The sequence below is a fragment of the Leucobacter iarius genome, from assembly GCF_039530105.1.
In the GTDB taxonomy this organism is placed as follows: domain Bacteria; phylum Actinomycetota; class Actinomycetes; order Actinomycetales; family Microbacteriaceae; genus Leucobacter; species Leucobacter iarius.
The window spans coordinates 255,423-276,582 of record NZ_BAAAOB010000001.1 but is presented as its reverse complement, the minus strand read 5'-3'; the positions used below and the strand labels follow the sequence as shown (position 1 = coordinate 276,582).

Genomic DNA, 21,160 nt, shown 5'->3' with positions numbered 1-21,160 from the left:
GCGTATTCGAGCGGTGTGCCGCCACTCGCCGGGGAGCTCACCAGGCGGGGGCGCGGAACTCCCCGGGGACGAGGACGCCGACGGGAGCGCGGGTGCCCGCGCTCCCGCCGGCTCAGTCCTGGTACTGGAGGACCGGCATCTGCTCGGTCTCGGCACCGTCGAGCTGGAGCGCCAGCGGTCCGCCGGCCTTCTTGCGCCGGACGACGTAGACGACGACACCGATCGCGAGCCAGGCGACGCCGAGCACGTAGGTGAACCAGGCGAGCGAGGTCCACAGCCAGGCGATCGAGACGAAGCCGATCGCCGGCATGATGAGGTGCCGCACGAACCCCCAGCCGCTGCGCAGCTTGAGATCGAAGAACAGCACCTTGATCGTCGCGAGATTGACCATCGCGAACGCGATGAGCGCGCCGAAGTTGATCATGTAGACGGCCTGGTCGAGGGTGATGAACAGCGCGACGAGCGCCACGACCGACACGATGCCCGAGGCGATGACCGGCGTCCGGAACCTCGGGTGCAGGCGCGCGAGCGCCGGGGGCAGGATCCCGTCGCGGCCCATCGCGAAGATCACGCGGCTGACGCTCATCTGCGCGGCGGTGCCGCAGAGCACGATGCCGGTGACGTTCACGATGACGAAGACGACCATGAGCGCGTCGCCGCCGGCCCGCTGCATGAGCTCCGTGCCCGCGGCGTCGAGGTTCGTGAGCGTGGTCCAGTCGGGCACGATGAGGCTGCCCGCGACGGTGAACGCGATGTAGCCGAGGCCCGCGAACAGGGTCGAGAGGATGATGCCGCGCGGGATGTTGCGGCGCGGGTTCTTCGTCTCCTCGGCGAGTGTGGAGACGCCGTCGAAGCCGAGGAAGGCGAACGCGACGATCGCGCCTGCGGCGAAGATCGGGCCGAGACCGCCCTCGCCGATCGACAGCGGCGTCGTCACGGCCGCCAGGCTGAGATGCGGTGCGTTGACCACGGCGAGCGCGAGGAACGCGATGATGACGAGGATCGAGAGCACGACGATCACCGAGTTCATGCGCTTGATCCAGCCGACGCCGATGACGCTGAACACCGCGACGATGACGAGGCAGATGAGCGTGCCCACCCAGGGCGAGATCCCGGTGAAGAGGCTGTTGAAGTAGAGCCCGAACAGCAGGAAGTTCACCATCGGCAGGAACAGGTAGTCGAGCAGCATGACCCAGCCGGTGAGGAAGCCGGTGACCTGGCCGAAGCCGCGGGTCGTGTAGGCGTACGCGCCTCCGGTGATGGGGACGTGCACCGCCATGCGGCCGTAGCTGTGGGCGGTGAAGAGCATGATGACGACCGCGAGCACGTAGGCGGCGGGGAGGTGCCCGTCGCTGATCTTGGTGCCCGGGCCGTAGACGGAGACGACGGACAGCACGCCCATCGAGGTCAGGCCGTAGGCGATGAGCGCGGGGAGGCCGAGCTGCCGCTTCAGCGTGCGGGGAGCGGGGGCGTCGACGTCGGTGTGGACTGCGGGCATTGCGGGTCTTTCTCTGGGTGGTGCGTGTGCGGAGGGGTCAGGCGATCCGGTTCGCGAGCGCCACGAGCGCCTGCTGGAAGGCCTCGACCGGCGGGTGGGTGATGCCCGCGCCGATCATGCCGATGCCCGGATCCTTGTGCGCGATCGCGGTGTTGATGATCGGCAGGATGCCGGTCTCCATGACCTTGCGCACGTCGATGCCCGAGGGGACGCCCATGAAGTCGAGCGCCGGGATCGTGATGTTCGGGTTGTTGCCCGTGGTGATCGCGTTCATGGTGCGCGAGTAGCCCATGGCCTCGTCCACGGTGCCGCCGACAAGGGCGACGATCGCCGGGGCCGCCGCCATGGCGAAGCCGCCGATGCCGAAGGTCTCGGTGATCGCGGAGTCGCCCATGTCGAGGCCGGAGTCCGCCGGGGTGTAGCCCGCGAACATCGGCCCCACGACCTGCTGCGCCGGCCCGGTGAACCACTGGCCGCCCGTGCCCGAGACGCGGATGCCGAAGTCGACGCCGTTGCGGGCCATCGTGGTGACCACGGTCGAGTTCTCGACACCGTTCGCGGCGTCCATCGACGCCTTCGCGGCGACCATCCAGGTCGGGCCGGAGAAGTAGTCGGACGAGGCGACGAAGTCGAAGACCTCGCGCTTCTCCTTCGTGGTGAAGTCCGACTCGAGGATGTACGGGGCCAGCGCCTGGATCAGCAGGGTGGTGCCGGCCACGTTGCGGTTGTGCGCCTCGTCGCCCATGTGCAGCGCCTGCGACAGCATGAGGCGAAGGTCGATCCCGTCGATGTTCAGCTCCATGGCGCCCGCGAGCACCGGGCCGAGCACGTCGCGCATCCAGTTCAGGCGATCGATGACCGACTGGTCGTTCGCGCCGAAGCGGAGGATCTTCGAGAGCTGCTCGGACAGGTTGGTGTAGGCGGTGTTGCCGTGGGTGCGGTTCACGACCCGGTGCACCCACATGCTCGCGCTCGTCACGCCGGCCATCGAGCCGACCGACTGGTGCTCGTGGCACGGGGAGAAGTCGATCTCGCCCGATGCCGCGAGCTCGAACGCCTCGTCGACGTCCTTCGCGAGGCCCTCGAACACGAGCGCGCCGGTGACGGCGCCCTGCATCGGGCCGGACATGCGGGTGAACTCGATCGGGGGACCGGCGTGCAGGATCGTCTTCCTGGTCATGCCCGGGACGGTGTCGATCGCCTGGCCGAAGCCCTCGAGGAACGGTTGCGACGACAGGATCCGCTCGAGCGCGACCTGGTTGGCCGCGTCGATCTTCTCGGCGATCTCGGGACGTTCGAGGCGGCCGAGCGCCGAGATGACCTCGGGGTCGCCGCCGCCCGGCGGGGTCCAGTCCATGAGGACGGTGTCGACGCCCTGCGTCGCCAGGTCCTCGGCGAACATGTCGAGGCCGAGGTTCACCGGCTTGAGGGTGCTTGCGAACAGATCGTTGATGCTCATCCGAGTGCTCCTTGCTTGCCGTGAATTAGGCGACGAACTCGCGGGCCAGCAGGCCCAGGTTGGTGGAGGAGGAGGCGATCGTGACGCCGGCGGCTTCGAGCTTCGCCACCTGGTCCGCGATCGCGGGGGTGTCGAGGTCGGTGCCGAGCACGTAGCCGAGGATCTCGAGGTGCTGGCCGCGGGCGGCCGCGATCGACTTCGCCTCGGTGATGGCGTCGATGGTCACGCCGACCGGATCCTCGTGCGAGCCGAAGCCGAGCACGAAGTCCATCGCGATGACCGCGACCTCGGGGTCCCGTGCTTCCTCGACGATGCGCGCGATACGCAGCGAGGGGTCGATCATGGGATGCGGGCGGCCGTTGGTGAAGTCGTCGTCGCCCATGTCGAGGAAGGTGTGCTCCTTCGACTCGTCGGTCGCGCCGAGCACCTTCGAGGGGTCGCGCTGGATGTTCGAGTACACGTTGTCGAACTTCTCGATCGCCGCGAACATCGACTCGTCGCAGAGGGTCCCGCCGCAGAACAGACCGCGGATGTACCGCTGCTCGGGCGCGAGCTTGGCCCGCACCTCCTCGATCAGGGGGAGGTTGAGCGGGTGCGTGTCGAGGGTCGACTCGTCGATGCCGGCCGCGACGACGGCCGCGATGGCGAGCGGCTTCGTGCCCTGCACGATGGTGACGTTGTCGAAGCCCGACTCGGTGCGGTCCGAGCCGAGGAAGGTGACGAGGACGGGCTTCGACGCGCTGCCCGCGACGGCGAGCACCTTCTCGGCGACCTCCTCGGCCGGCGGCTTCGAGACGATGACGATGACCCGGGTCTCGGGGTCGGCGTCGAGGGCGCGGATGCCGTCGATCATCGAGATGCCGCCGATGTCGGTCGACAGGTCGCGACCGCCGGTGCCGATCAGCTGCGAGATGCCGCCGCCGAAGTCGTGGATCCGGACCGAGACCTCCTGGCTGCCGGTGCCCGACGCGCCGACGACGCCGATCGAGCCGCGGCGCACGGCGTTCGCGAAGGCGAGGCCGGTGCCGTTGATGATGGCGGTGCCGCAGTCGGGGCCCATGACGATGAGGCCCTTCTCGTGCGCGAAGCGCTTGAGCTCGAGCTCGTCCTCGACGGGGACGTTGTCCGAGAAGATCATGACGTGCTTGCCGGCGGTCAGCGCCTTGCGCGCCTCGCGGGCCGCGAAGGCGCCGTTCACCGAGATGATCACGAAGTTGGTGTCCTGGACCTCCTCGAAGGCGCGGTCGAGCGTGCGGTATCGGATCGCCGCCGTCTCGCCCGCACCCTGGTTCTTGCGCGCGAGGATGTCGTCGACCGCGACGATCGCGGCCTCCATGAGCTCGTCGGCCGCATCGACGACGATCATGAGATCGCTCGGCTTCGCCTCGGTGATCGCCGGATCCTCGACGCCGAGGTTCGCGAGCACCTCCTTGTTCATGGGGGTCGCCATGCCGAGAAGCGCCTGCGTCACGCCGTCGACGGCGTTCGCCTTGGTGCTCATCGACATGAGCGAGACCGAGTCGAGGTAGGTGTTCTTCCGGATAGTGATGTGCCTGCTCATCGGATTCCTTTCCTGTGTCGTCCGATCGGGTGGTCGCACGCGGCTCGGCGCGTCCGCGGGACGAGCTCAGCCTCGGACACCCGGTGCACTCTTATGGTATGCCAAATTTTGCGGGAAACACTGGTGATTCCAGAAGCCTGGCAAAACTGTCGTGTTTTGGTATACGAAGTGATGCTAGGCTGGCCGGCATTCGATCGGACGCAGATCCCGGAAGGCTCCCCTCCCGGCATCAAGAGGAGGAAGCCATGCGCGCTGTCGTCGCACTCGGAGGAAACGCCCTCGCCAAGCGCGGCGAGCCCATGACCGCCGACTACCTGCGCAAGAACGTGCGAGAGGCGTGCATCGCCCTCGCGAAGTTCGCCGGCGAGAACGAGGTCGTCATCACGCACGGCAACGGCCCGCAGGTCGGACTGCTGGCGCTGCAGAACTTGGCATACCAAGACGTCGCGGCCTACCCCCTCGACATCCTGGGCGCCGAGACCCAGGGCATGATCGGCTACGTCGTGCAGCAGGAGCTCGCCAACGCGCTGGGCGGCGCCCGCGAGGTCGCCGCGATCCTCACCACCACCGTGGTCGACGAGAACGACCCGGCGTTCGACCGCCCGACCAAGCTCATCGGCCCGCAGTACTCGGCGCACGACGCGGCCGAAGCCGCCGCCGAGTACCGCTGGACCATCGCCAAGGACGGCGACCTGTTCCGCCGGGTGGTGCCCTCGCCCGTTCCCCAGTCGATCGCGCAGGCCCCGCTCATCAGCCGCCTGCTCGACACCGGAACCCTCGTGGTCTGCGTCGGCGGCGGCGGCGTCCCCGTGAAGCAGGAGTCCTCGGGCCGTCGCGTCGGCGTGCAGGCCGTGGTCGACAAGGACGCGGCGAGCGCCGCGCTCGCCGCCGAGATCCACGCGGATACGCTCATCATGCTCACCGACGGCGACTACGTCAGCGAGAACTGGGGCACCCCCGAGCAGCGCGACATCCTGACCGCTTCAGCCGACGCCGTCGCCGCGATGCGCTTCGCCGAGGGATCGATGCAGCCCAAGATCGACGCCGCCATCCGCGTCGCCCGCGCCGGCGGACGGGTGCTCATCGGCCCGCTCGACCGCCTCGACGATCTGCTCGCGCGCCGGATCGGCACCGAGATCGTGGCGCAGCACGAGGCGGGCATCGTCTGGGTCGAGAAGGCCGCGAAGAAGAAGTAGGCGACGCCGTTGCCCGGGATCCCGTTCGCTTCGTCGGCCGTGCTGGCCGTGCTGGCCGACGAGGCGTGGCGACCCCTGATCGCATCGGCCCGCACCGAGGCGCGCACCACCGAGGTCACGACGGCGTTCGCGCACGCCGTGAATCTGGAACTCGGCGGGGCGCAGTTCACGCTGCTCGCCGCCGGGGGGCGACCCGCACCCGGTGCGCTGATCACCGACCGCTCCGACTTCTCGGGGGTGCGCGCCGGGGACCGCGTCGTCATCCGGGCCGAGGGCCTCGAGATCGGCGGTCGGGGAGGCCTCGTGGTCGACCTGCGCGGGATCGGCTACTTCGACAGCCGCGTGGAATCGCTCGCGGGGCGGGATCCGTTCGGCGAGGGCGAGCCGCCCTACAGCATCGACCCGCCCGGCCCGAGGGTCCGGCTCGATCCCCGCAGCGTCGCGGGGCTGCTCGCCGAGACCGCCCGCCCGGGCTCCTTCGTCCCCGCGGAGAACGGGCCCCCGTTCGAACGCGCCGTCGGAGCGCGTCTCGCCATCGCCCGCTCCGCCTTCGGGCTCGCGCTCGCGGCCGAGATCCGAGGGGCCGCCCCGTCCGCGGCCCGCTCCGCCGCCCGCCCGCCCATCGCATCGCCGGAGCTGCGCCGCGCGGTCTCCGAGCTCGTCGGGCTCGGCATCGGCCTGACCCCCTCGGGCGACGACTACCTCGTCGGAACGCTCGTCGTGCTCTCCGTCCACCCCGACGCCGAAACCGCCCGCGGGGCCGTCGCCGTCGCGGTCCGAGAGCTCCTCGGATCGGCCGACGGCCGGGACCGCACGACCGCGGTCAGCCGGCACTTCCTGCTCGCCGCGTGCGAGCGCGCGTTCCACAGCGACCTCGCGGCTGCGGCGCGCGCCGTACTCCTCGGCGACCCCGCTGCGCGTGCGGCGTTCGCCTCCGCCGCCGCGATCGGTTCGACCTCGGGCACCGACGCCCTGTTCGGGCTGGTCGACGCGTACGCGGCGCTCGAGACTCCCGGGGACGGTCGCCCCTGCGCGCACGATCGCCCCGCGGAATCCGTGATCCTCAGGGCCGGTTCCCCGGCCCTCGATTCTGAAGGTGGTACTCCATGACCGAAACCCAGTGGCCCGAGGCCGTCGCGACCGCGACCGCGGACGAGGTGCGCGCCGCGATCGCCGCGGGCGCCGACGTCGACGCCACGGCGAGCAGCGAGCAGCAGCGATCCTCGGCCGTGCTGATCGCGGCGCGCGCGCACAACTTCGCGGCGTTCGACGTCCTCGTCGCCGCGGGCGCCGACATCGACGCGCAGAACCGGATCAAGCTGAACCCGCTGCTCTGGGCCTGCATCAACGACGACCTCGAGGTCGCGCGCCGCGCGGTCGAGGCGGGAGCCGACCTCGAGCGGACGACCCGCTTCGACGGGGTCGGGATCCACCCGACGGCCGAGAAGGGGTACGTCGAGCTGACCCGCTACCTCGCGACGCTGCCCGACATGAACGTCAACCACACGAACCTCTGCGGATGGACCCCGCTGCTCGAAGCCGTGATCCTGCGCGACGGCGGCGAAGCGCAGCAGGAGATCGTGAAGATCCTGCTCGACGCGGGAGCCGACCCCGGCATGACCGACCAGTGGGGCGTCTCGCCGCTCGAGCACGCCGAGAAGCTCGGCTTCGCCGAGATCGCCGAGCTGCTGCGGGTGGCGGGGGCCTAGGGGCGGATCCGTCGGCATGCCCCGTTCGCGGCACGCTCCCCGTAGGGTGAGGGCATGAGCGAGTACCGGCACGTCGTGCGCAAGTGGGTCAAGCCCGAGGATCTCAACCAGCACGGCGCGCTCTTCGGCGGGCGCCTGCTGCAGTGGGTCGACGAGGAGGCCGCGATCGTCGCGGTCACGCAGCTCGGCACCGTCGACGTGGTGACGCGGCACATGTCGGCGATCGACTTCTCGGCCCGGGCCGACCGCGGCGACTTGCTCGAGCTCGAGTACCGGGTGTTCGCGTTCGGTCGCACGTCGATCACCCTGAGCTGCCGCGTCGAGAACGCGGTCACCGGCGCCGAGGTGCTGACGCTCGAGCGGATCGTGTTCGTCGCGGTCGACCGTGAGGGGCTGCCGCTCGCGCACGGCCGGACCGAGGCGACGGTGGGCACCGAGCGCCTGCGTGCCCGCATCGGCTAGGGGCGCGGGCCGGCCGGGACCGCCGTCGAGCGGCGCCAAACCAGCCGAATCGAACCGGGAAGGGCGTGATTGCCGCCACTCGACGGGATTCAGCCCGACGAGATTCAGCCGGGGCGACGATCAGCCCGTGGCGGGCGCCGGTTCCGACGCGCGGCGGCCGATGAGGTCGGCGTGCAGCGCCAGGGTGAGATTGGTGACGGCGAACGCCGAAGCGATGGGCGCCCCGATCGCCGCCTCGATGCGTCCCAGCCGGTAGCGGACCGTGTTCGGATGCACGAACAGCTGCTCGGCGGTGCGCGCGATGCTCTGCTCGGCGGCCAGGTAGACGGCCAGGGTCTCGCGCAGCTGCGGCGAGCGGATCGGGTCGAGCGCCGCGACGGTGCGCTGCTCCAGCTGGCGCGGGTCGACGTGCGCCAGCGCCCAGGTCGCGAGGTCGATGCGATCCATGCGCGTGGGTTCCAGGAACGACGGCGCCTCGGCGGAGGCGGCCCAGCGCCGGGCGATGCCGAGCGCGGTCTCCGCCTCGCGCGCACTGTCGGCCACGCGCGTCAGCTCCGCGAACGGCGCAGATGCGCCGACGAGCAGGGTGCGGGTGAGCGAGTCGATCCAGCGTGCGCTCGCTTCGCTCTCGGGCACCAGCGCGGCGAGCGTCGCCGGTGCGTCGGCGTCGGCGCGGCGCAGCATGACGAGCAGGGGGAGCTCCTCGGCGCGGGCGCGCTGCGCCAGGTGGTCCAGGTGGGCCTCGGTCGCCGAGGGGCCGTCGAACGGTGCGAGCTCGAGCGCGCGGACCGATGCGTAGGCGGGGAAGCGGAACTGGGCGAGCCGGGCCCAGAACCGGTGCTCGCGAGCGGGGAGCACGCCGTCGTGCAGGCTCGCGAGCAGCTGCTCGTTGTCGCGTCGGTCGCGCCGGCTCGCGCCGTACTGGATGCCGTGCACCGCGCCGAGCAGCCGCTCGGAGGTATCGAGCAGGATCTCGCCGAGGCGGACGAGGGTCTCGGGGGTGCGGCTCGCCAGCGCGATGACGTGCACGCTGTCGCGCAGCGAGACGCGTCGGGTGAGCACCCGCCAGCGCCCGATCGGGACGTCGAGCTCGCGGCGGTTGGTCTGCGCGATCTCGTTCCAGATGAGCTGGATCGGGGCTTCGCCCGTGCTCGCGACGACCGACCCCTCGAAGTCGTAGACGATCGCGGTGCCGTGGCAGAGCGCGCTGATGCGGGAGACCAGCGCGGGCAGCGGGTCGGTCGTCGAGATCGCAGACAGCAGTGCGTTGGTGATGTCGAGGGAGGCCGCCAGGCGCTCGGTCTCGGACAGCGGCGGCGGTGCCGGAACGTCCATGTTCGGCCTCCGATCGTGCGGTTCGGAAGTACGGTTTGTGCGAACGAGAGGATTCGCCCCCTCATCTTCGCCAGAATTTGGAGAAATCACAATGGGGCCCCGAGAATGCTGCGCATTCTCCAGTGACCTCGGTGCTGCGCCCCACGAAGGTGGGATGCATCCGGAACTCAATGACGAACTTCAGGAGGAAGCCCATGAGCAGTGTCCGTGTCGCGGTCGACGTCGGAGGGACGTTCACCGACGTCTGCATCTTCGATGACGACACCCAGCAGATGCGCGTGACCAAGGTGCCGTCGACGCCCAGCGATCCGATGATCGCGGTGATGAACGGGGTCGAGCGCGGCGAGATCGACCTGAGCGACGTCGCGCTCTTCTCGCACGGCACCACCGTCGCGACGAACGCGCTGATCACCCGCAACTTCCCGGCCGCCGCGCTCGTGACGACCCGCGGATTCCGCGACGTGCTCGAGATCCGCGACGGCACCAAGGACGACCTCTGGGACGCCTACAACGACGTCTCGGAACCCTACATCCGTCGCCGGGACCGCTTCGAGGTCACCGAGCGCATCGACTACAACGGCAGCACCATCACCCCGCTCGACGAAGGCGAGGCGCGCGAGCTCGCCGAGCTGCTGCGCCGCCGCGGCGTCAAGACCATCGCCGTCTGCTTCCTGAACTCCTACGCGAACGCCGCGCACGAGACCCGCATGCGCGAGATCCTCGAGGAGACGATCCCCGACGCGACCGTCTCGACCTCCGCCGAGGTGCTGCCCGAGATCTTCGAGTACCCCCGCTTCAACACGGCCGTCGCGAACGCCGTGCTCGCGCCCCTCGTCTCGGGCTACGTGAACCGCCTCGCCGACCGGCTCCGCGACGGCGGCTACGCCGGCGACCTGCTGCTGCTCCACTCGGGCGGCGGATCCATGACCCCGCGCCTCGTCGAGAAGTTCCCCGTCCGGCTCGCGGCCTCCGGCATCGCCGCCGGCGCGATCTCGGCGAAGCACATCGCCCAGCAGTGCGGCTACGACAACGCGGTGAGCCTCGACATGGGCGGCACCTCGACCGACATCGCGCTCGTCGCCGACGGCGAACTGCGGGTCTCCCAGGAGTGGCAGGTCGAGTACGGCCACCCCATCATCTTCCCCTCGATCGAGGTGCTCACCATCGGCGCGGGCGGAGGATCGCTGGCCCACATCGACATCGCGGGCTCCCTGCGCAACGGCCCGCAGTCGGCCGGCGCGGATCCCGGGCCCGCCTGCTACGGCACGGGCGGCGACCAGCCGACCAACACCGACGCGAACGTCGTGCTCGGCCGGCTCGGCACCTCGCTCGCCGGCGGCGTGAAGCAGCTCGACCGCTCGCTCTCCGAGCAGGCGATCGCCCGGGTCATCGCCGAGCCGCTCGGCATGGGGCTCGAGGAGGCCGCGCAGGCGATCGTCTCGGTCGCGAACGCCAACATGGCCGACGCCGTCCGCCTCGTCTCGATCCGCCGAGGCTACGACCCCCGCGACTTCGCCCTGCTCGCCTTCGGCGGCGCGGGCGCCCTGCACGGCGCGGACGTCGCCCGCGAGCTCGGGATCCCGACCGTCGTCGTGCCCCCGAGCCCCGGCGTCACCTCGGCCATGGGATGCCTGCTGGTCGACATCCAGCACGACTTCGCCCAGATGTATACGGGCCTCGCGTCCGGCGCCGATGAAGAGGGGATCGAGCAGGCCTTCGTCGAGCTCGAGACCGAGGCCTCCGCCCGGCTGCGGCACGAGGGCGTCGCGAGCGAGGACGCGATCCTGCAGCGCAAGATCTCGATGCGCTACCAGGGGCAGTGGCGCTCGCTGCAGGTGCCCATGGGTACCGGCCCCGGCGCGATCGCCCAGGCCGTGCGCACCTTCCACGAGCAGTACGAGCGCGAGTTCGCGTTCCGCCAGGACGACGCCCCCGTCGAGGTCTACCAGCTGCACCTCGGCGCGGTCGGCAAGATCCCGAAGCCCTCGTTCCGCCCGACCGAGCCCGTCCCGCAGGCGCCCGGCGCGCCCGCCGAACGCCGCCCCGTCTACTTCGGCGGCGACGGCTGGGTCGACACCCCCGTCTACGACCGCGACGCGCTCGCCGCGGGCACCGCCTTCCGCGGACCCGCGATCGTGAACCAGCTCGACTCCACGACGGTGGTCCCGCCGCACACCCGCGCCGAGATCGACGAGTGGCTCAACATCCGCATCCACCTCGAGGAGGTCACCCGATGAGCACCACCACCGCACCCGCGACCCGCGCCGGCGAGGCGCGCCGGACCGCGCTCGACCCCGTCACCTTCGAGGTGCTGAAGAACGCCTTCGCGACGAGCGTCGACCTGATGAGCGAGCAGATCCTGCGCACCTGCTACTCCTTCGTCATCTACTCGCGCGACTTCTCCTCGGCGCTCTGCGACAAGCACGGCAACACGGTCATGCAGGGATCGGGCGACATCGCGGTGCACGTCGGCACGCTCCACTTCCAGGCGAAGGCCGTGATCGAGGAGTTCGGCGACGACATCCACCCGGGCGACGTCTTCGCGATCAACGACCCCTACCGGGGCGGCACCCACTTCAACGACGTCTCGTTCGTGCGGCCCGTCTTCTCGGAGGGGCGGATCATCGCCTACGCGCAGAACAAGGGGCACTGGGCCGACATCGGCGGCAAGGTGCCCGGCTCCTTCGACGTCTCGGCGGCCGAGCACTTCGGCGAGGGCCTGCGGATCACGCCGATCCGCGTCTGGTCGCAGGGCAAGTTCCTGCACGACGTCGCCCAGCTGCTCGTCGCCAACACCCGCGCCCCCGAGCAGGCGCTCGGCGACCTGCACGCGCAGTCCGAGGCGACCGCGGTGTGCGAGCGCGAGGTGCTGCGGCTCGTCGAGCGCTACGGCACCGAGACCGTCGAGCTCGCGATGCAGGAGACGCAGGACTACGTCGAGCGCACCGTGCGCCGCCGCCTCGAGGAGCTCCCGCGCGGACGCTGGGAGACCGTCGACTACCTCGACCTCGACCCGGGCAAGCCGGAGGGGCTCGTCCCCGTGAAGATCGTCATGACCCTGGACGGCGAGGGGATCCACTACGACCTGGAGGGCAGCGCCGAGGTCGTCGACACGTTCCTCAACTCGGGCTACGGCACCACCTTCTCGGCGATCTACGCGGGCACCAAGACCTTCTTCCCCGACGTGCCGCTCAACTCCGGCTTCTACGCCGCCGTCACGGCCGACATCGGGCCGGAGGGGACCGTCGTCAACGCCGGCTGGCCCTACGCGGTCACCGGATTCTGCTCGGGCCCGTACGAGAAGCTCATGAACGGGATCTTCGAGATCTGGTCCCAGATCATGCCCGAGCGGGCCATGGCCTGCGCGTTCAACCTCGAGTACCTGCTCGTCGGCGGGCGCGACGCCCGGCGCGAGGAGAACCCGTACTTCATGTGGTACGACTGGATGGCCGGCGGCTGGGGCGGCCGCTCCTCGAAGGACGGTTCGAGCGCCACCGCGCCCGTGTTTGGAGTCGGCCTCGCGGTGCAGGCCTGCGAGGGGCAGGAGCGCCTGACGCCCGTGCTCACCACGATGCACCAGATCGGCACCGATTCGGGCGGGCCCGGCCGGTTCCGCGGCGGCTGCGGCGTCGAGAAGGGCGGCATGCTCACCGACGCCGACGCCTCGGTCATGAGCTACTGCTGCGACCGCGCCCGCTCGATCACGTGGGGCATCGAGGGCGGCCTGCCGTCGATCCCGCACGGGGTCTGGCTCAACCGGGACTCCGACAGCGAGCGGTTCCTCGGGTCCATCTTCTCCTCGGTGCCGGTGCAGCCGGGCGACACCTTCTACCGGCCTTCGGCGGGCGGCGGCGGATTCGGCGATCCGCTGCACCGCACGCCCGAGGAGGTGCTCGAGGACGTCATCGACGGCTACGTATCGATCGAGCGCGCCTCGGCCGACTACGGCGTCGTGATCCTGCCCGTCGACCCCGAGCTCGACCGCTACGAGATCGACCGCGAGGCGACCGCGACCCAGCGATCCTGGATCCGCACCCACCGGGCCGAGTGGCTCGAAGCCGACGCGGAGGGCGTCGCGCAGCAGTACCGGGCGGGCGAGATCGACCTGCTCGACGTGATCCGACGCCACGGCGTCGTGCTCGACTGGGGCACCGGCGAGTTGTTCGCCGAGACCACGCGCCAGCATCGCGAGCAGATGCAGCGCCGCTCCGCGGCGCACTGGGGCGCCTGACCCCGCACGTCGGGGCCCGGCGATCCCTCAGCGCCGGGCCCCGGCCCCACCCCGTTCCCCGGAACGGTGCAGTTGCCCGAAATGATCCGAATTCTTCCGGCATCTGCACAGTATTCGCACGCTTCGCGCCACCCCACGATTGAGGGTGTCGCGCGAGACCGGGCCCCGAGGGTCCCGTCCTCCCGACTTCGACGCGGCACGGTCCGCCGGCGAAGAATCCTGCCGCGATGCGGCGGCCGCGCAGCGACGCGTCGGCCTGCGCAGAAACGGCGCACCCGAATACCAATGGAGGTATGAACCGTGAGCCTGAACCTCACCGGGAGCAACGACGATGTCGAAGCGACCGACGCACTCGCCCGCGAGGGCAACGACGACGATCAGATGAGCCGCGGCTCGCTCGCGCTGGCCTGGTACGGCGTCGCGAGCGCATTCTTCTTCGTCTACATCGGCGCCGCCATGGCCGCCGCCTACGGCACCGCGAACGCGATCATCGGCATCGTCCTGACGATCATCGTCTACGGCGCCATCAACGCCGTGCTGTCGAAGTACGCCATCAACAATCGCACGACGGTCGCGCAGTTCTCGCGCACGATCCTCGGCACCGCAGGATCCTCGATCGCGACGATCATCTTCGCCCTCGTCGCGATCTACTACGCCGTGTTCGAGGGATCGATCGTGGCCTACGCGCTCATGGCGGCGTTCGGCGGCCCGATGTGGCTGTGGAGCCTCGTGGTGGTCGTCTACTCGACGCCGCTCATCATCGGCGGCGTGCGCCGCTTCCTCGACAAGCTCAACGGCTGGCTCATGCCGCTGTACTTCTTCGGCCTGATCGCCGCGGTCATCTGGGCGGGCGCCGTGTACGGCTTCGGCGACGCCTGGCTCACCCACGCGCCGAAGGTCGAGCTGCCCTTCGTGTCGGGCGGTCCCGGCTGGCTCGCGACCTTCGCCGGCTATATGGGCATCTGGATCATGATGATGTTCACCATGGACTACGCCGCCCTCGGCAAGCGCAAGGATGTGAAGTTCCACCAGCGCTTCACCTTCGGACCGCTGTTCTACGTGCTCGCCTACGGCTTCTCGGCGTTCGTCGGCATCTTCCTCACCTTCACGATCCCCGGCATGGAGGTGTCGGAGACCGGCGTCGCCGGCGGCATCGTGAATCTGATGGGGATCTTCGGCCTCATCGTCATCATCGCCTCGCAGACCCGCATCAACACGGCGAACTACTACCTGGGCGCCGCGAACCTGCGGGCGTTCGGCGAGCGGGTGCTGCGACTGCGGCTGCCGAACCTCGCCTGGGTGCTCATCTCCTCGGTGATCATCTTCCTGCTGATGCTGCTGCCCATCGTGCAGTACCTCCTGCTCGCCCTCGCCTGGCAGGGGGTGCTCGTGACCGCCTGGGTGGCGATCGCGCTCACCCACGTGCTGCTCGACGGCGGACGGCACCAGGAGCACTCCGCGATCGGCGACCGGCACTACCGGGCCTTCAACAGCAACGGCCTCATCTCGTGGATCGTGGGCACCGTGATCGGGCTGGTCATGCTCCAGCTCGGCACGATCGACCCCGCGCTGGCCGGAGTCGGGTCCACGTGGGGTCCGATCCTCACGGCGGTGTCGGCCGCGGTGGTCTACGCCCTGCTGTGGCGGGTGCGGCCGACGAGCCGCACCGGCCTCATCGCCGTCGTGGGGGCGGGCGCCGAGCGCTGATCGCCTCGTTCGGCAGGCACCCGTCATCCTGCGCGAGGAACGAGTCGCAGGATCTTGCGACTCCTCCGTCGCGCAGGATGACGGGTGCTTCGCGCTTCCGTTCGCCGGGCTGTCCGCGCCGGCGCGACCTAGTACGGCTCGAGATCCACGAGACGGAGGGCGAGCAGGCAGGTCGCCTTGCCGTCGAGGGTGTCGAGGGGGAGCCCGAGCAGCTGCTCGATACGACGCAGCCGGTAGCTCAGCGAGTTGCGGTGGATGAACAGCTCCTCGCAGGTGCGCGAGGGCTGGGCGTCGTTGCGCAGCCAGACCCGCAGCGTCGGCAGCAGCTCGGTGGTGCGCTGCTCGTCATGCTCCAGGAGCGGGGCGAGGAACCGCTCCGCGGACTCGCGCGCGCCGCGTCCGGCGGCGGCCGCGACGACGGCGCCGAGGCCCAGCGCCGGCGCGGTCACCGGGTGCTCCACGTGCCGCACGAGGTCGAGGGCGTGCACGAGCGCGATCCGCAGCTCGTCGATGGTGCGGGTCGGGGGCCGGAACACGAGCGGCAGGTTCGGCTGCAGCTGTTCGAGCCGCTCGGTGAAGCGCAGGGGCTCGTCCCGGGGGAACTGGGCGAGGGCGATGAGCCGGTCGTCGATCTCGGTCACGCGGACGTCGTTGAACGCGTCGTGGAGCGCGATCCGGAGCTTCCACGCGGCGGCGGCGTGCTCGCCGCGCAGGTCCGCGACGACGAGCGAGGTCTCGGCCCGGCGGCTCAGCCCGAGCTCGTGGAAGGCGTCGGCGACGTCGCTGCGCGTGGCCTCCGACCAGGCGATGCACCGGTTCACGAAGCGCTGCATGTCGTGGTGGCTGTTCGCGTCGACCGCGACCGATCGGTTCAGCTGGAGGGCGAGGATCGAGCTGACGGGCGCGAGCAGCGCCTCGATCTCGGACGCCGAGCCGTAGAGGCGCACCGCCAGCTGGCAGGGCTGGCTGAGCCCCATCGGGAGCGGCATCGCGAGCACGTCGGGCTGGGCCGCCCGGCTCTTCCCCTCGCGCCAGGTGACGCTCTCGGGGTACTGCGCGATCAGCGAGTCGAAGGCGTCGTAGACGGCGACGGGCAGTTCGAGCGCGGCGTAGATCGCCGCGAGCAGGGTCGCGACCTCGGCGCCGCGGCTCGCGAGCCGGGCGCACTCGTCGGCGAGCGACCATCCCCGGTCGTAGCGCGCGATCTGCTCAGCCTCGAGCATGCCCTCCACGTACTGGTCGATCTTGAGCAGCGGCACCGACGCCGGCACCTCGAGCAGGGGCAGGTCGTGGCTCGCGCACGCCTCGACGAGACCGCGGGGGAGCTCCGCGTGCGCGATCCCGACCGCGAAGCCGAGCGCGGCGACCGGGACCCGGGCGAGACGTTCGACGTAACCGTCCCAGATGCTCTGCTCCGAGAAGTTCATGCCGATCCCGGCGGTGAGCAGCAGCACGTTGGGGTCGAGGAACGGGGTCGGATCGAGGTGCTCGGTCGGGGCGCAGCGCGTGATCTCCTGCGCGAGCCGCTTCGGGCCGGTGGGGGTCTCGAGGCGCAGCTGCAGGCTGTGCTCGATGATCAGATCGGACACTCGCATCGTCTCGGCCTCTCGCATCTGCCTGAAATTCGCAGGGACATTCGTGCAGTTGCATAATAACCACGCTCCGGGCGCTCCGCGTAGCTTGGTCCGCATGACCACACAACGTCGTGACATCGCTCTCGTGAACTCGGACATGGGGGAGGCCTTCGGTCTCCACACCTTCGGCAACGACCCGGCGCTCATGCCGATCATCGACGTCGCGAACGTCGCCTGCGGGTTCCACGCCGGCGATCCCGCGGTCATGGAGGCGACCGTGGCGCTCGCGAAGCAGCACGGGGTCCGCGTCGGCGCCCACCCGGGGCTCCCTGACCTCGTCGGCTTCGGGCGCCGCGAGATGAAGCTGAGCCCTGCGGAGGTCGAGAGCCTGATCCGCTACCAGGTCGGCGCCCTCACCGGATTCCTGCGCGGGCACGACCTGCCCCTCAACCACATCAAGCCGCACGGCTCGCTCTACGGCATGCTCGCCCGCGACGAGGAACTGATGCTGGGCGCGGTGCGCGTCGCCCGGGACTACGGCGTGCCGGTCTTCGGCATCGCCGGATCCGCCCACCAGCGGGTCGCCGAGCGCGAGGGCGTCGAATTCGTCGGCGAGCTCTACGTCGACCTCGACTACAACGCCGACGGCGGGCTCATCATCCTCCGGCAGCCGCACGCGACCGACCCCGAGGCCGCGGCCGAGCGGACACGCCGCGCGGTGCTCGAGGGCGTCGTCGCCGCCGAGGACGGGACCGACATCCCCATGAGCTTCGGCAGTATCTGCGTCCACTCCGACACCCCGAACGCCGCCCTGGTCGCCCGCGCCGTGCGCGAGGCCCTCGCGTCGCTCTGACACACCCCACCCACCGAACCCCAGTCGCCGGCCCGCCGCATCGACGCGGCCCGCAGCACCCATCGAGAAAGAGACCGCACAGCCTCATGAGCACGCAGATCATCGCCCCGATCCCGGGAATCTTCTACCGCCGCCCCGCCCCGGACAAGCCGGCGTTCGTCGAGATCGGCGACGCGGTCGAGGCGGGCCAGACCATCGGAGTCATCGAGATCATGAAGCAGTTCACCGAGATCCGGGCGGAGGTCGCCGGCACGGTGACCTCCTTCGGCCCCGAGGACAACGGAATGGTCGGCCCCGGCGACGTCATCGCGACGATCGACTGAGCCGGCCCGCCGAAGCAGACGCAGAGCAGCACCGAAGGAGCGACGAGTGAAGAAGCTGTTGATCGCCAACCGTGGCGAGATCGCGGTCCGGATCATCCGGACCGCGCGCGAGATGGGGATCGCGACCGTCGCGGTCGTGAGCGAGGGGGATCGCGGGTCCAACGCCGAGCGCCTGGCCGACGAGTCGGTGGTGATCGGTCCGGCCCCGGCCGGCCTCAGCTACCTCAACCACGAGGCGATCCTCGCGGCAGCCGCCCAGACGGGCGCCGACGCGATCCACCCCGGGTACGGCTTCCTCTCGGAGAACGCCGTCTTCGCGCGCCGGGTACGCGACGCGGGCATCACCTGGGTCGGGCCGACCCCCGAGGCCATCGAGCTCATGGGCGACAAGTCCCGCGCGCGGCAGGCGGCCATCGAGGCGGGCGTGCCCGTGCTCTCCGGCACCGACGGCGCGCTCGACACCGACGGCGACATCGAGGCGATCGCCGACGAGATCGGCTACCCCCTGGTGGTCAAGGCCTCGGCGGGCGGCGGCGGGCGCGGCATCCGACGCATCGCATCGCGCGAGGAGGTGCGCAGCACCGTCGAGGTCGCGCAGGCCGAGGCGCTCGCCGCCTTCAACTCCCGCGAGGTCTACTTCGAGCGCTTCGTCACCGCGGCACGGCACGTCGAGGTGCAGATCTTCGGCGACGGCGAGACCTGGGTGCATCTCGGCGACCGCGACTGCTCGATGCAGCGGCGGCAGCAGAAGGTGATCGAGGAGGCGCCCGCGCCGGGCCTGCCCGACGAGCTGCGGCAGCGGATGCGGGACACCTCGGTCGAGCTCGCGCGGCAGTCCGCCTACGTGGGCGCCGGGACCATCGAGTTCCTGTACGACCCGCAGCGCCAGGAGGTCGCGTTCATCGAGATGAACACCCGCCTGCAGGTCGAGCACCCGATCAGCGAGGCGATCACCGGGATCGATCTGGTGCGCGAGCAGCTGCGCATCGCCTCGGGCGAGAAGCTCGGGTACACCCAGGACGACATCTCGTTCGAGGGTCACGCCTTCGAGTTCCGCATCAACGCCGAGGACCCCGAGAACAACTTCATGCCGAGCCCCGGCCGCATCGAGCAGCTCGACCTCTCGGGCGGGCCGGGCGTGCGCGCCGACTTCGGCTTCTCGGCCGGGCAGACCGTGGTCCCGTTCTACGATTCGCTGCTCGGCAAGCTCATCGTCTGGGCGCCGGACCGGGAGCAGGCGCTCGCGCGTGCCGCCCGCGCGCTCGACGAGGTCGAGATCAGCGGGATCAAGTCGACCGTGCCGCTCATGCGGCGGCTCGTCGCGCTCGAGGACTTCGCCGCCGCGCAGCACCACACGACCTACATCGAATCGGTGAGCGGACTGCTGGAGGGGAGCGCATCATGACCCTGCCCGAACAGGCCCGGTACAGCTGGGGCGGCGACGAGTTCCTGCTCGTCGAGATCGCGCCCGACATGTCGCTCGAGGCGAACTTCGTCGCCAACACCATGGCGCACGGGCTCGAGGAGCAGCGGCTCGACGGCGTCATCGACATCTGCCCCGCGAACGCCTCGCTGCTCGTCCGCTTCGACCCCGACCGGCTCGCGCACACCGAGCTCATCGAGCGGCTCCGCGCCCTCGAGGGCGAGGTGCGCCGGGCGACGGTGCAGGAGCTGCCGACCCGGGTGATCGAGGTGCCCGTCTGGTACGCGGATCCCTACACCCGCGAGACCGAGACCCGGTTCCGCGAGGGGTTCCACCAGCGCCCCGACGGCACCGACCTCGACTACGCGGCCGAGGTGAACGGCCTCGCCGATGCGGACGAGTTCATCCGCCGGCACCACGAGACCCCGTGGCTCGTGTCGATGGTCGGCTTCGTCGCCGGCCTCCCGTTCCTGTTCCAGCTGACCCCGCGGGAGCGGCAGCTGCAGGTGCCCAAGTACCTGAGCCCCCGCACCGACACCCCGCCGCTCACGCTCGGCATCGGCGGCTGCTTCACCGCGCACTACTCGGTGCGGGGCGCGGGCGGATACCAGATGCTCGGGATCACGCCGACCCCCATTTTCGATCCCGAGCAGCGGCTCGCCGACTTCAGCGACTTCATGGTGCTGTTCCGTACGGGCGACATCGTCAAGTACCGACCCGTCGACGAGGCCGAGTACCGCGAGATCGAAGCCGCCGTCGCCGACGGGAGCTACCGCTACCGGCAGGCTCCGGTCACCTTCTCCCTCTCCGAGGCGCTCGCCGATCCCGAGGCCTCCAACCGCGCACTCCTGGAGGCCCTCGATGCCGCTTGAGATTCAGACCCCCGGTCTCGCGACCACCGTGCAGGATCGCGGCCGCTTCGGTTACTACCGCTTCGGGATCCCGCAGGGCGGGGCCATGGACCTGTACGCGGCGACCCTCGCGAACCGGCTCGTCGGCAACGGTCCTGATGCCGCGGTGCTCGAGGCGACCTATCTCGGGCCGACGCTCACGACCGACGAGGACGTCGTCGTCGCGGTCACCGGTGCGCCGGTCGACGTGCTGGTGAACGGCGCGCCCGCCGAGCAGAACGCCCGCCTCTCGCTCTCCGCGGGGGACCGGCTGTCGTTCGGCATGATCCGCGGCGGGACCAAGTTCTTCATCGCGGTGGCGGGCGGCGTCGACGTGCCCGAGGTGCTCGGCTCGCGCTCCACCTACCCGATCGGCAAGCTGGGCGGCTTCGAGGGCCGCGCGCTGCAGGCCGGGGACCGGATCCCGGTGGGGACGCCCGCGCCGAGCGATCGCGCAGGGCTCGACCGGATCCCCGACGCCTGGCTGCCGAGCTACGAGCGCCAGGTCGAGGTGCGGGTGCTGCTGGGGCTCTACGACCACAAGCTCACCGCCGAGGGGCTCGCCAACCTCACGGAGGCCGAGTGGACCCTCACCCCGGTCGCCGACCGCATGGGGCTCCGCTTCGACGGGCCGGGCGCGCCCTGGAAAGCCGAGGAGCAGCCGTTCGGGGCCGGGCAGGACCCGTCGAACATCACCGACGCGGGCTACGCCGTCGGATCGATCCAGATCCCGGGCGGCACGCAGCCGATCGTGCTGCACTGCGACGCGGTCTCGGGCGGCGGCTACGCCCAGGCCGGAACCGTCATCAGCGCCGACATGGACCTGTTCGCCCGGATGGCTCCGGGCGTCGCGGTGCGCTTCGCGCCCGTGACGATGGAGCAGGCGCTCGCGGCGCGCGCCGAGCGGCGCTCCCGCATCGAACGAGTCTGGGCCTAGGG

17 protein-coding genes are annotated in these 21,160 nt (G+C 70.5%); 12 read left to right on the top strand and 5 right to left on the bottom strand.

Translation table 11 applies throughout. The features are described 5' to 3' along the window. Nucleotides 1-112: 112 nt before the first annotated feature. Genes ABD169_RS01210 through fdrA form a run of 3 tightly spaced genes read right to left on the bottom strand, consistent with a single transcriptional unit; the run spans nt 113 to nt 4,518 of the window. On the bottom strand, nt 113-1,498 hold the full coding sequence (locus ABD169_RS01210) for an APC family permease (protein WP_344028273.1): 1,386 nt from the start codon (nt 1,496-1,498) through the stop codon (nt 113-115). A gap of 37 nt (nt 1,499-1,535) precedes the next feature. After that, nucleotides 1,536-2,957, bottom strand: a complete 1,422-nt coding sequence (locus tag ABD169_RS01205) for a YlbE family protein (RefSeq protein WP_344028270.1) — start codon at nt 2,955-2,957, stop codon at nt 1,536-1,538. Between the two features lie 25 nt (nt 2,958-2,982). Continuing rightward, nucleotides 2,983-4,518: an acyl-CoA synthetase FdrA gene (fdrA, locus tag ABD169_RS01200; RefSeq protein ID WP_344028267.1), complete on the bottom strand. Its 1,536-nt coding sequence runs from the start codon at nt 4,516-4,518 to the stop codon at nt 2,983-2,985. Nucleotides 4,519-4,763: 245 nt separating this feature from the next. Here fdrA and ABD169_RS01195 point away from each other — a divergent pair, with 245 nt between their 5' ends. From ABD169_RS01195 to ABD169_RS01180, 4 genes are read left to right on the top strand one after another with little or no spacing between them, the layout of a single operon-like run. Further along, entirely contained in the window at nt 4,764-5,714 is a 951-nt protein-coding gene (locus ABD169_RS01195; RefSeq protein ID WP_344028265.1) for a carbamate kinase, read from the top strand. A 9-nt stretch (nt 5,715-5,723) separates the two neighbouring features. Further along, a complete protein-coding gene (locus tag ABD169_RS01190) occupies nt 5,724-6,824 on the top strand; it encodes an oxamate carbamoyltransferase subunit AllH family protein (RefSeq protein WP_344028262.1) in 1,101 nt (366 codons plus the stop codon). Then, nucleotides 6,821-7,423, top strand: coding sequence for an ankyrin repeat domain-containing protein (locus ABD169_RS01185; protein WP_344028259.1), 603 nt, complete (start codon nt 6,821-6,823; stop codon nt 7,421-7,423). The genes ABD169_RS01190 and ABD169_RS01185 overlap by 4 nt, the downstream gene beginning before the upstream one ends. Before the next feature lie 54 nt (nt 7,424-7,477). Continuing rightward, entirely contained in the window at nt 7,478-7,885 is a 408-nt protein-coding gene (locus ABD169_RS01180) for an acyl-CoA thioesterase (protein ID WP_046456475.1), read from the top strand. 120 nt (nt 7,886-8,005) lie between these two features. On the opposite strand, the gene ABD169_RS01175 is transcribed toward ABD169_RS01180, so the two are convergent. After that, on the bottom strand, nt 8,006-9,220 hold the full coding sequence (locus ABD169_RS01175) for a PucR family transcriptional regulator (RefSeq protein ID WP_344028256.1): 1,215 nt from the start codon (nt 9,218-9,220) through the stop codon (nt 8,006-8,008). Between the two features lie 194 nt (nt 9,221-9,414). Between ABD169_RS01175 and ABD169_RS01170 the strand changes: the two genes are divergently transcribed. The 3 genes from ABD169_RS01170 (at nt 9,415) to ABD169_RS01160 (ending at nt 15,158) form a co-directional block, all read left to right on the top strand. Next, entirely contained in the window at nt 9,415-11,457 is a 2,043-nt protein-coding gene (locus ABD169_RS01170; RefSeq protein ID WP_344028253.1) for a hydantoinase/oxoprolinase family protein, read from the top strand. Next, nucleotides 11,454-13,451, top strand: a complete 1,998-nt coding sequence (locus tag ABD169_RS01165) for a hydantoinase B/oxoprolinase family protein (RefSeq protein ID WP_344028250.1) — start codon at nt 11,454-11,456, stop codon at nt 13,449-13,451. The genes ABD169_RS01170 and ABD169_RS01165 overlap by 4 nt, the downstream gene beginning before the upstream one ends. A 300-nt stretch (nt 13,452-13,751) precedes the next feature. Then, a complete protein-coding gene (locus ABD169_RS01160; protein WP_344028247.1) occupies nt 13,752-15,158 on the top strand; it encodes a purine-cytosine permease family protein in 1,407 nt (468 codons plus the stop codon). A 128-nt stretch (nt 15,159-15,286) separates the two neighbouring features. Here ABD169_RS01160 and ABD169_RS01155 read toward each other — a convergent pair whose 3' ends face one another. After that, nucleotides 15,287-16,747 carry a PucR family transcriptional regulator gene (locus ABD169_RS01155; RefSeq protein ID WP_344028243.1) on the bottom strand — a complete coding sequence of 487 codons (1,461 nt, stop codon included), beginning with the start codon at nt 16,745-16,747 and terminating at the stop codon, nt 15,287-15,289. 100 nt (nt 16,748-16,847) lie between these two features. On the opposite strand from ABD169_RS01155, the gene pxpA reads away from it, so the two are divergent. The 5 genes from pxpA to ABD169_RS01130 all read left to right on the top strand — a co-directional run bounded on the left by pxpA (nt 16,848) and on the right by ABD169_RS01130 (nt 21,158). Further along, a complete protein-coding gene (gene pxpA / locus ABD169_RS01150; protein WP_344028240.1) occupies nt 16,848-17,585 on the top strand; it encodes a 5-oxoprolinase subunit PxpA in 738 nt (245 codons plus the stop codon). Nucleotides 17,586-17,671: 86 nt separating this feature from the next. Further along, nucleotides 17,672-17,908 carry an acetyl-CoA carboxylase gene (locus ABD169_RS01145; RefSeq protein WP_046456482.1) on the top strand — a complete coding sequence of 79 codons (237 nt, stop codon included), beginning with the start codon at nt 17,672-17,674 and terminating at the stop codon, nt 17,906-17,908. Nucleotides 17,909-17,954: 46 nt separating this feature from the next. Next, nucleotides 17,955-19,313 carry an acetyl-CoA carboxylase biotin carboxylase subunit gene (locus tag ABD169_RS01140; RefSeq protein ID WP_344028237.1) on the top strand — a complete coding sequence of 453 codons (1,359 nt, stop codon included), beginning with the start codon at nt 17,955-17,957 and terminating at the stop codon, nt 19,311-19,313. Beyond that, nucleotides 19,310-20,203 (top strand): 5-oxoprolinase subunit B family protein, encoded by an 894-nt coding sequence (locus ABD169_RS01135; RefSeq protein ID WP_344028234.1) that lies wholly within the window; start codon nt 19,310-19,312, stop codon nt 20,201-20,203. Before ABD169_RS01140 ends, ABD169_RS01135 begins: the two co-directional genes overlap by 4 nt. Continuing rightward, nucleotides 20,193-21,158, top strand: a complete 966-nt coding sequence (locus ABD169_RS01130) for a 5-oxoprolinase subunit C family protein (RefSeq protein WP_344028232.1) — start codon at nt 20,193-20,195, stop codon at nt 21,156-21,158. The genes ABD169_RS01135 and ABD169_RS01130 overlap by 11 nt, the downstream gene beginning before the upstream one ends. Nucleotides 21,159-21,160 lie beyond the last annotated feature (2 nt).

What these genes read in the sequence shown, in the direction of transcription:
- ABD169_RS01170 (WP_344028253.1), top strand. Translation starts at nt 9,415, where the DNA reads ATGAGCAGTGTCCGTGTCGCGGTCGACGTCGGAGGGACGTTCACCGAC.
- ABD169_RS01205 (WP_344028270.1), bottom strand. Translation starts at nt 2,957, where the DNA reads ATGAGCATCAACGATCTGTTCGCAAGCACCCTCAAGCCGGTGAACCTC.
- fdrA (WP_344028267.1), bottom strand. Translation starts at nt 4,518, where the DNA reads ATGAGCAGGCACATCACTATCCGGAAGAACACCTACCTCGACTCGGTC.
- ABD169_RS01180 (WP_046456475.1), top strand. Translation starts at nt 7,478, where the DNA reads ATGAGCGAGTACCGGCACGTCGTGCGCAAGTGGGTCAAGCCCGAGGAT.
- ABD169_RS01195 (WP_344028265.1), top strand. Translation starts at nt 4,764, where the DNA reads ATGCGCGCTGTCGTCGCACTCGGAGGAAACGCCCTCGCCAAGCGCGGC.
- ABD169_RS01210 (WP_344028273.1), bottom strand. Translation starts at nt 1,498, where the DNA reads ATGCCCGCAGTCCACACCGACGTCGACGCCCCCGCTCCCCGCACGCTG.
- pxpA (WP_344028240.1), top strand. Translation starts at nt 16,848, where the DNA reads ATGACCACACAACGTCGTGACATCGCTCTCGTGAACTCGGACATGGGG.
- ABD169_RS01135 (WP_344028234.1), top strand. Translation starts at nt 19,310, where the DNA reads ATGACCCTGCCCGAACAGGCCCGGTACAGCTGGGGCGGCGACGAGTTC.
- ABD169_RS01175 (WP_344028256.1), bottom strand. Translation starts at nt 9,220, where the DNA reads ATGGACGTTCCGGCACCGCCGCCGCTGTCCGAGACCGAGCGCCTGGCG.
- ABD169_RS01145 (WP_046456482.1), top strand. Translation starts at nt 17,672, where the DNA reads ATGAGCACGCAGATCATCGCCCCGATCCCGGGAATCTTCTACCGCCGC.
- ABD169_RS01185 (WP_344028259.1), top strand. Translation starts at nt 6,821, where the DNA reads ATGACCGAAACCCAGTGGCCCGAGGCCGTCGCGACCGCGACCGCGGAC.
- ABD169_RS01165 (WP_344028250.1), top strand. Translation starts at nt 11,454, where the DNA reads ATGAGCACCACCACCGCACCCGCGACCCGCGCCGGCGAGGCGCGCCGG.
- ABD169_RS01130 (WP_344028232.1), top strand. Translation starts at nt 20,193, where the DNA reads ATGCCGCTTGAGATTCAGACCCCCGGTCTCGCGACCACCGTGCAGGAT.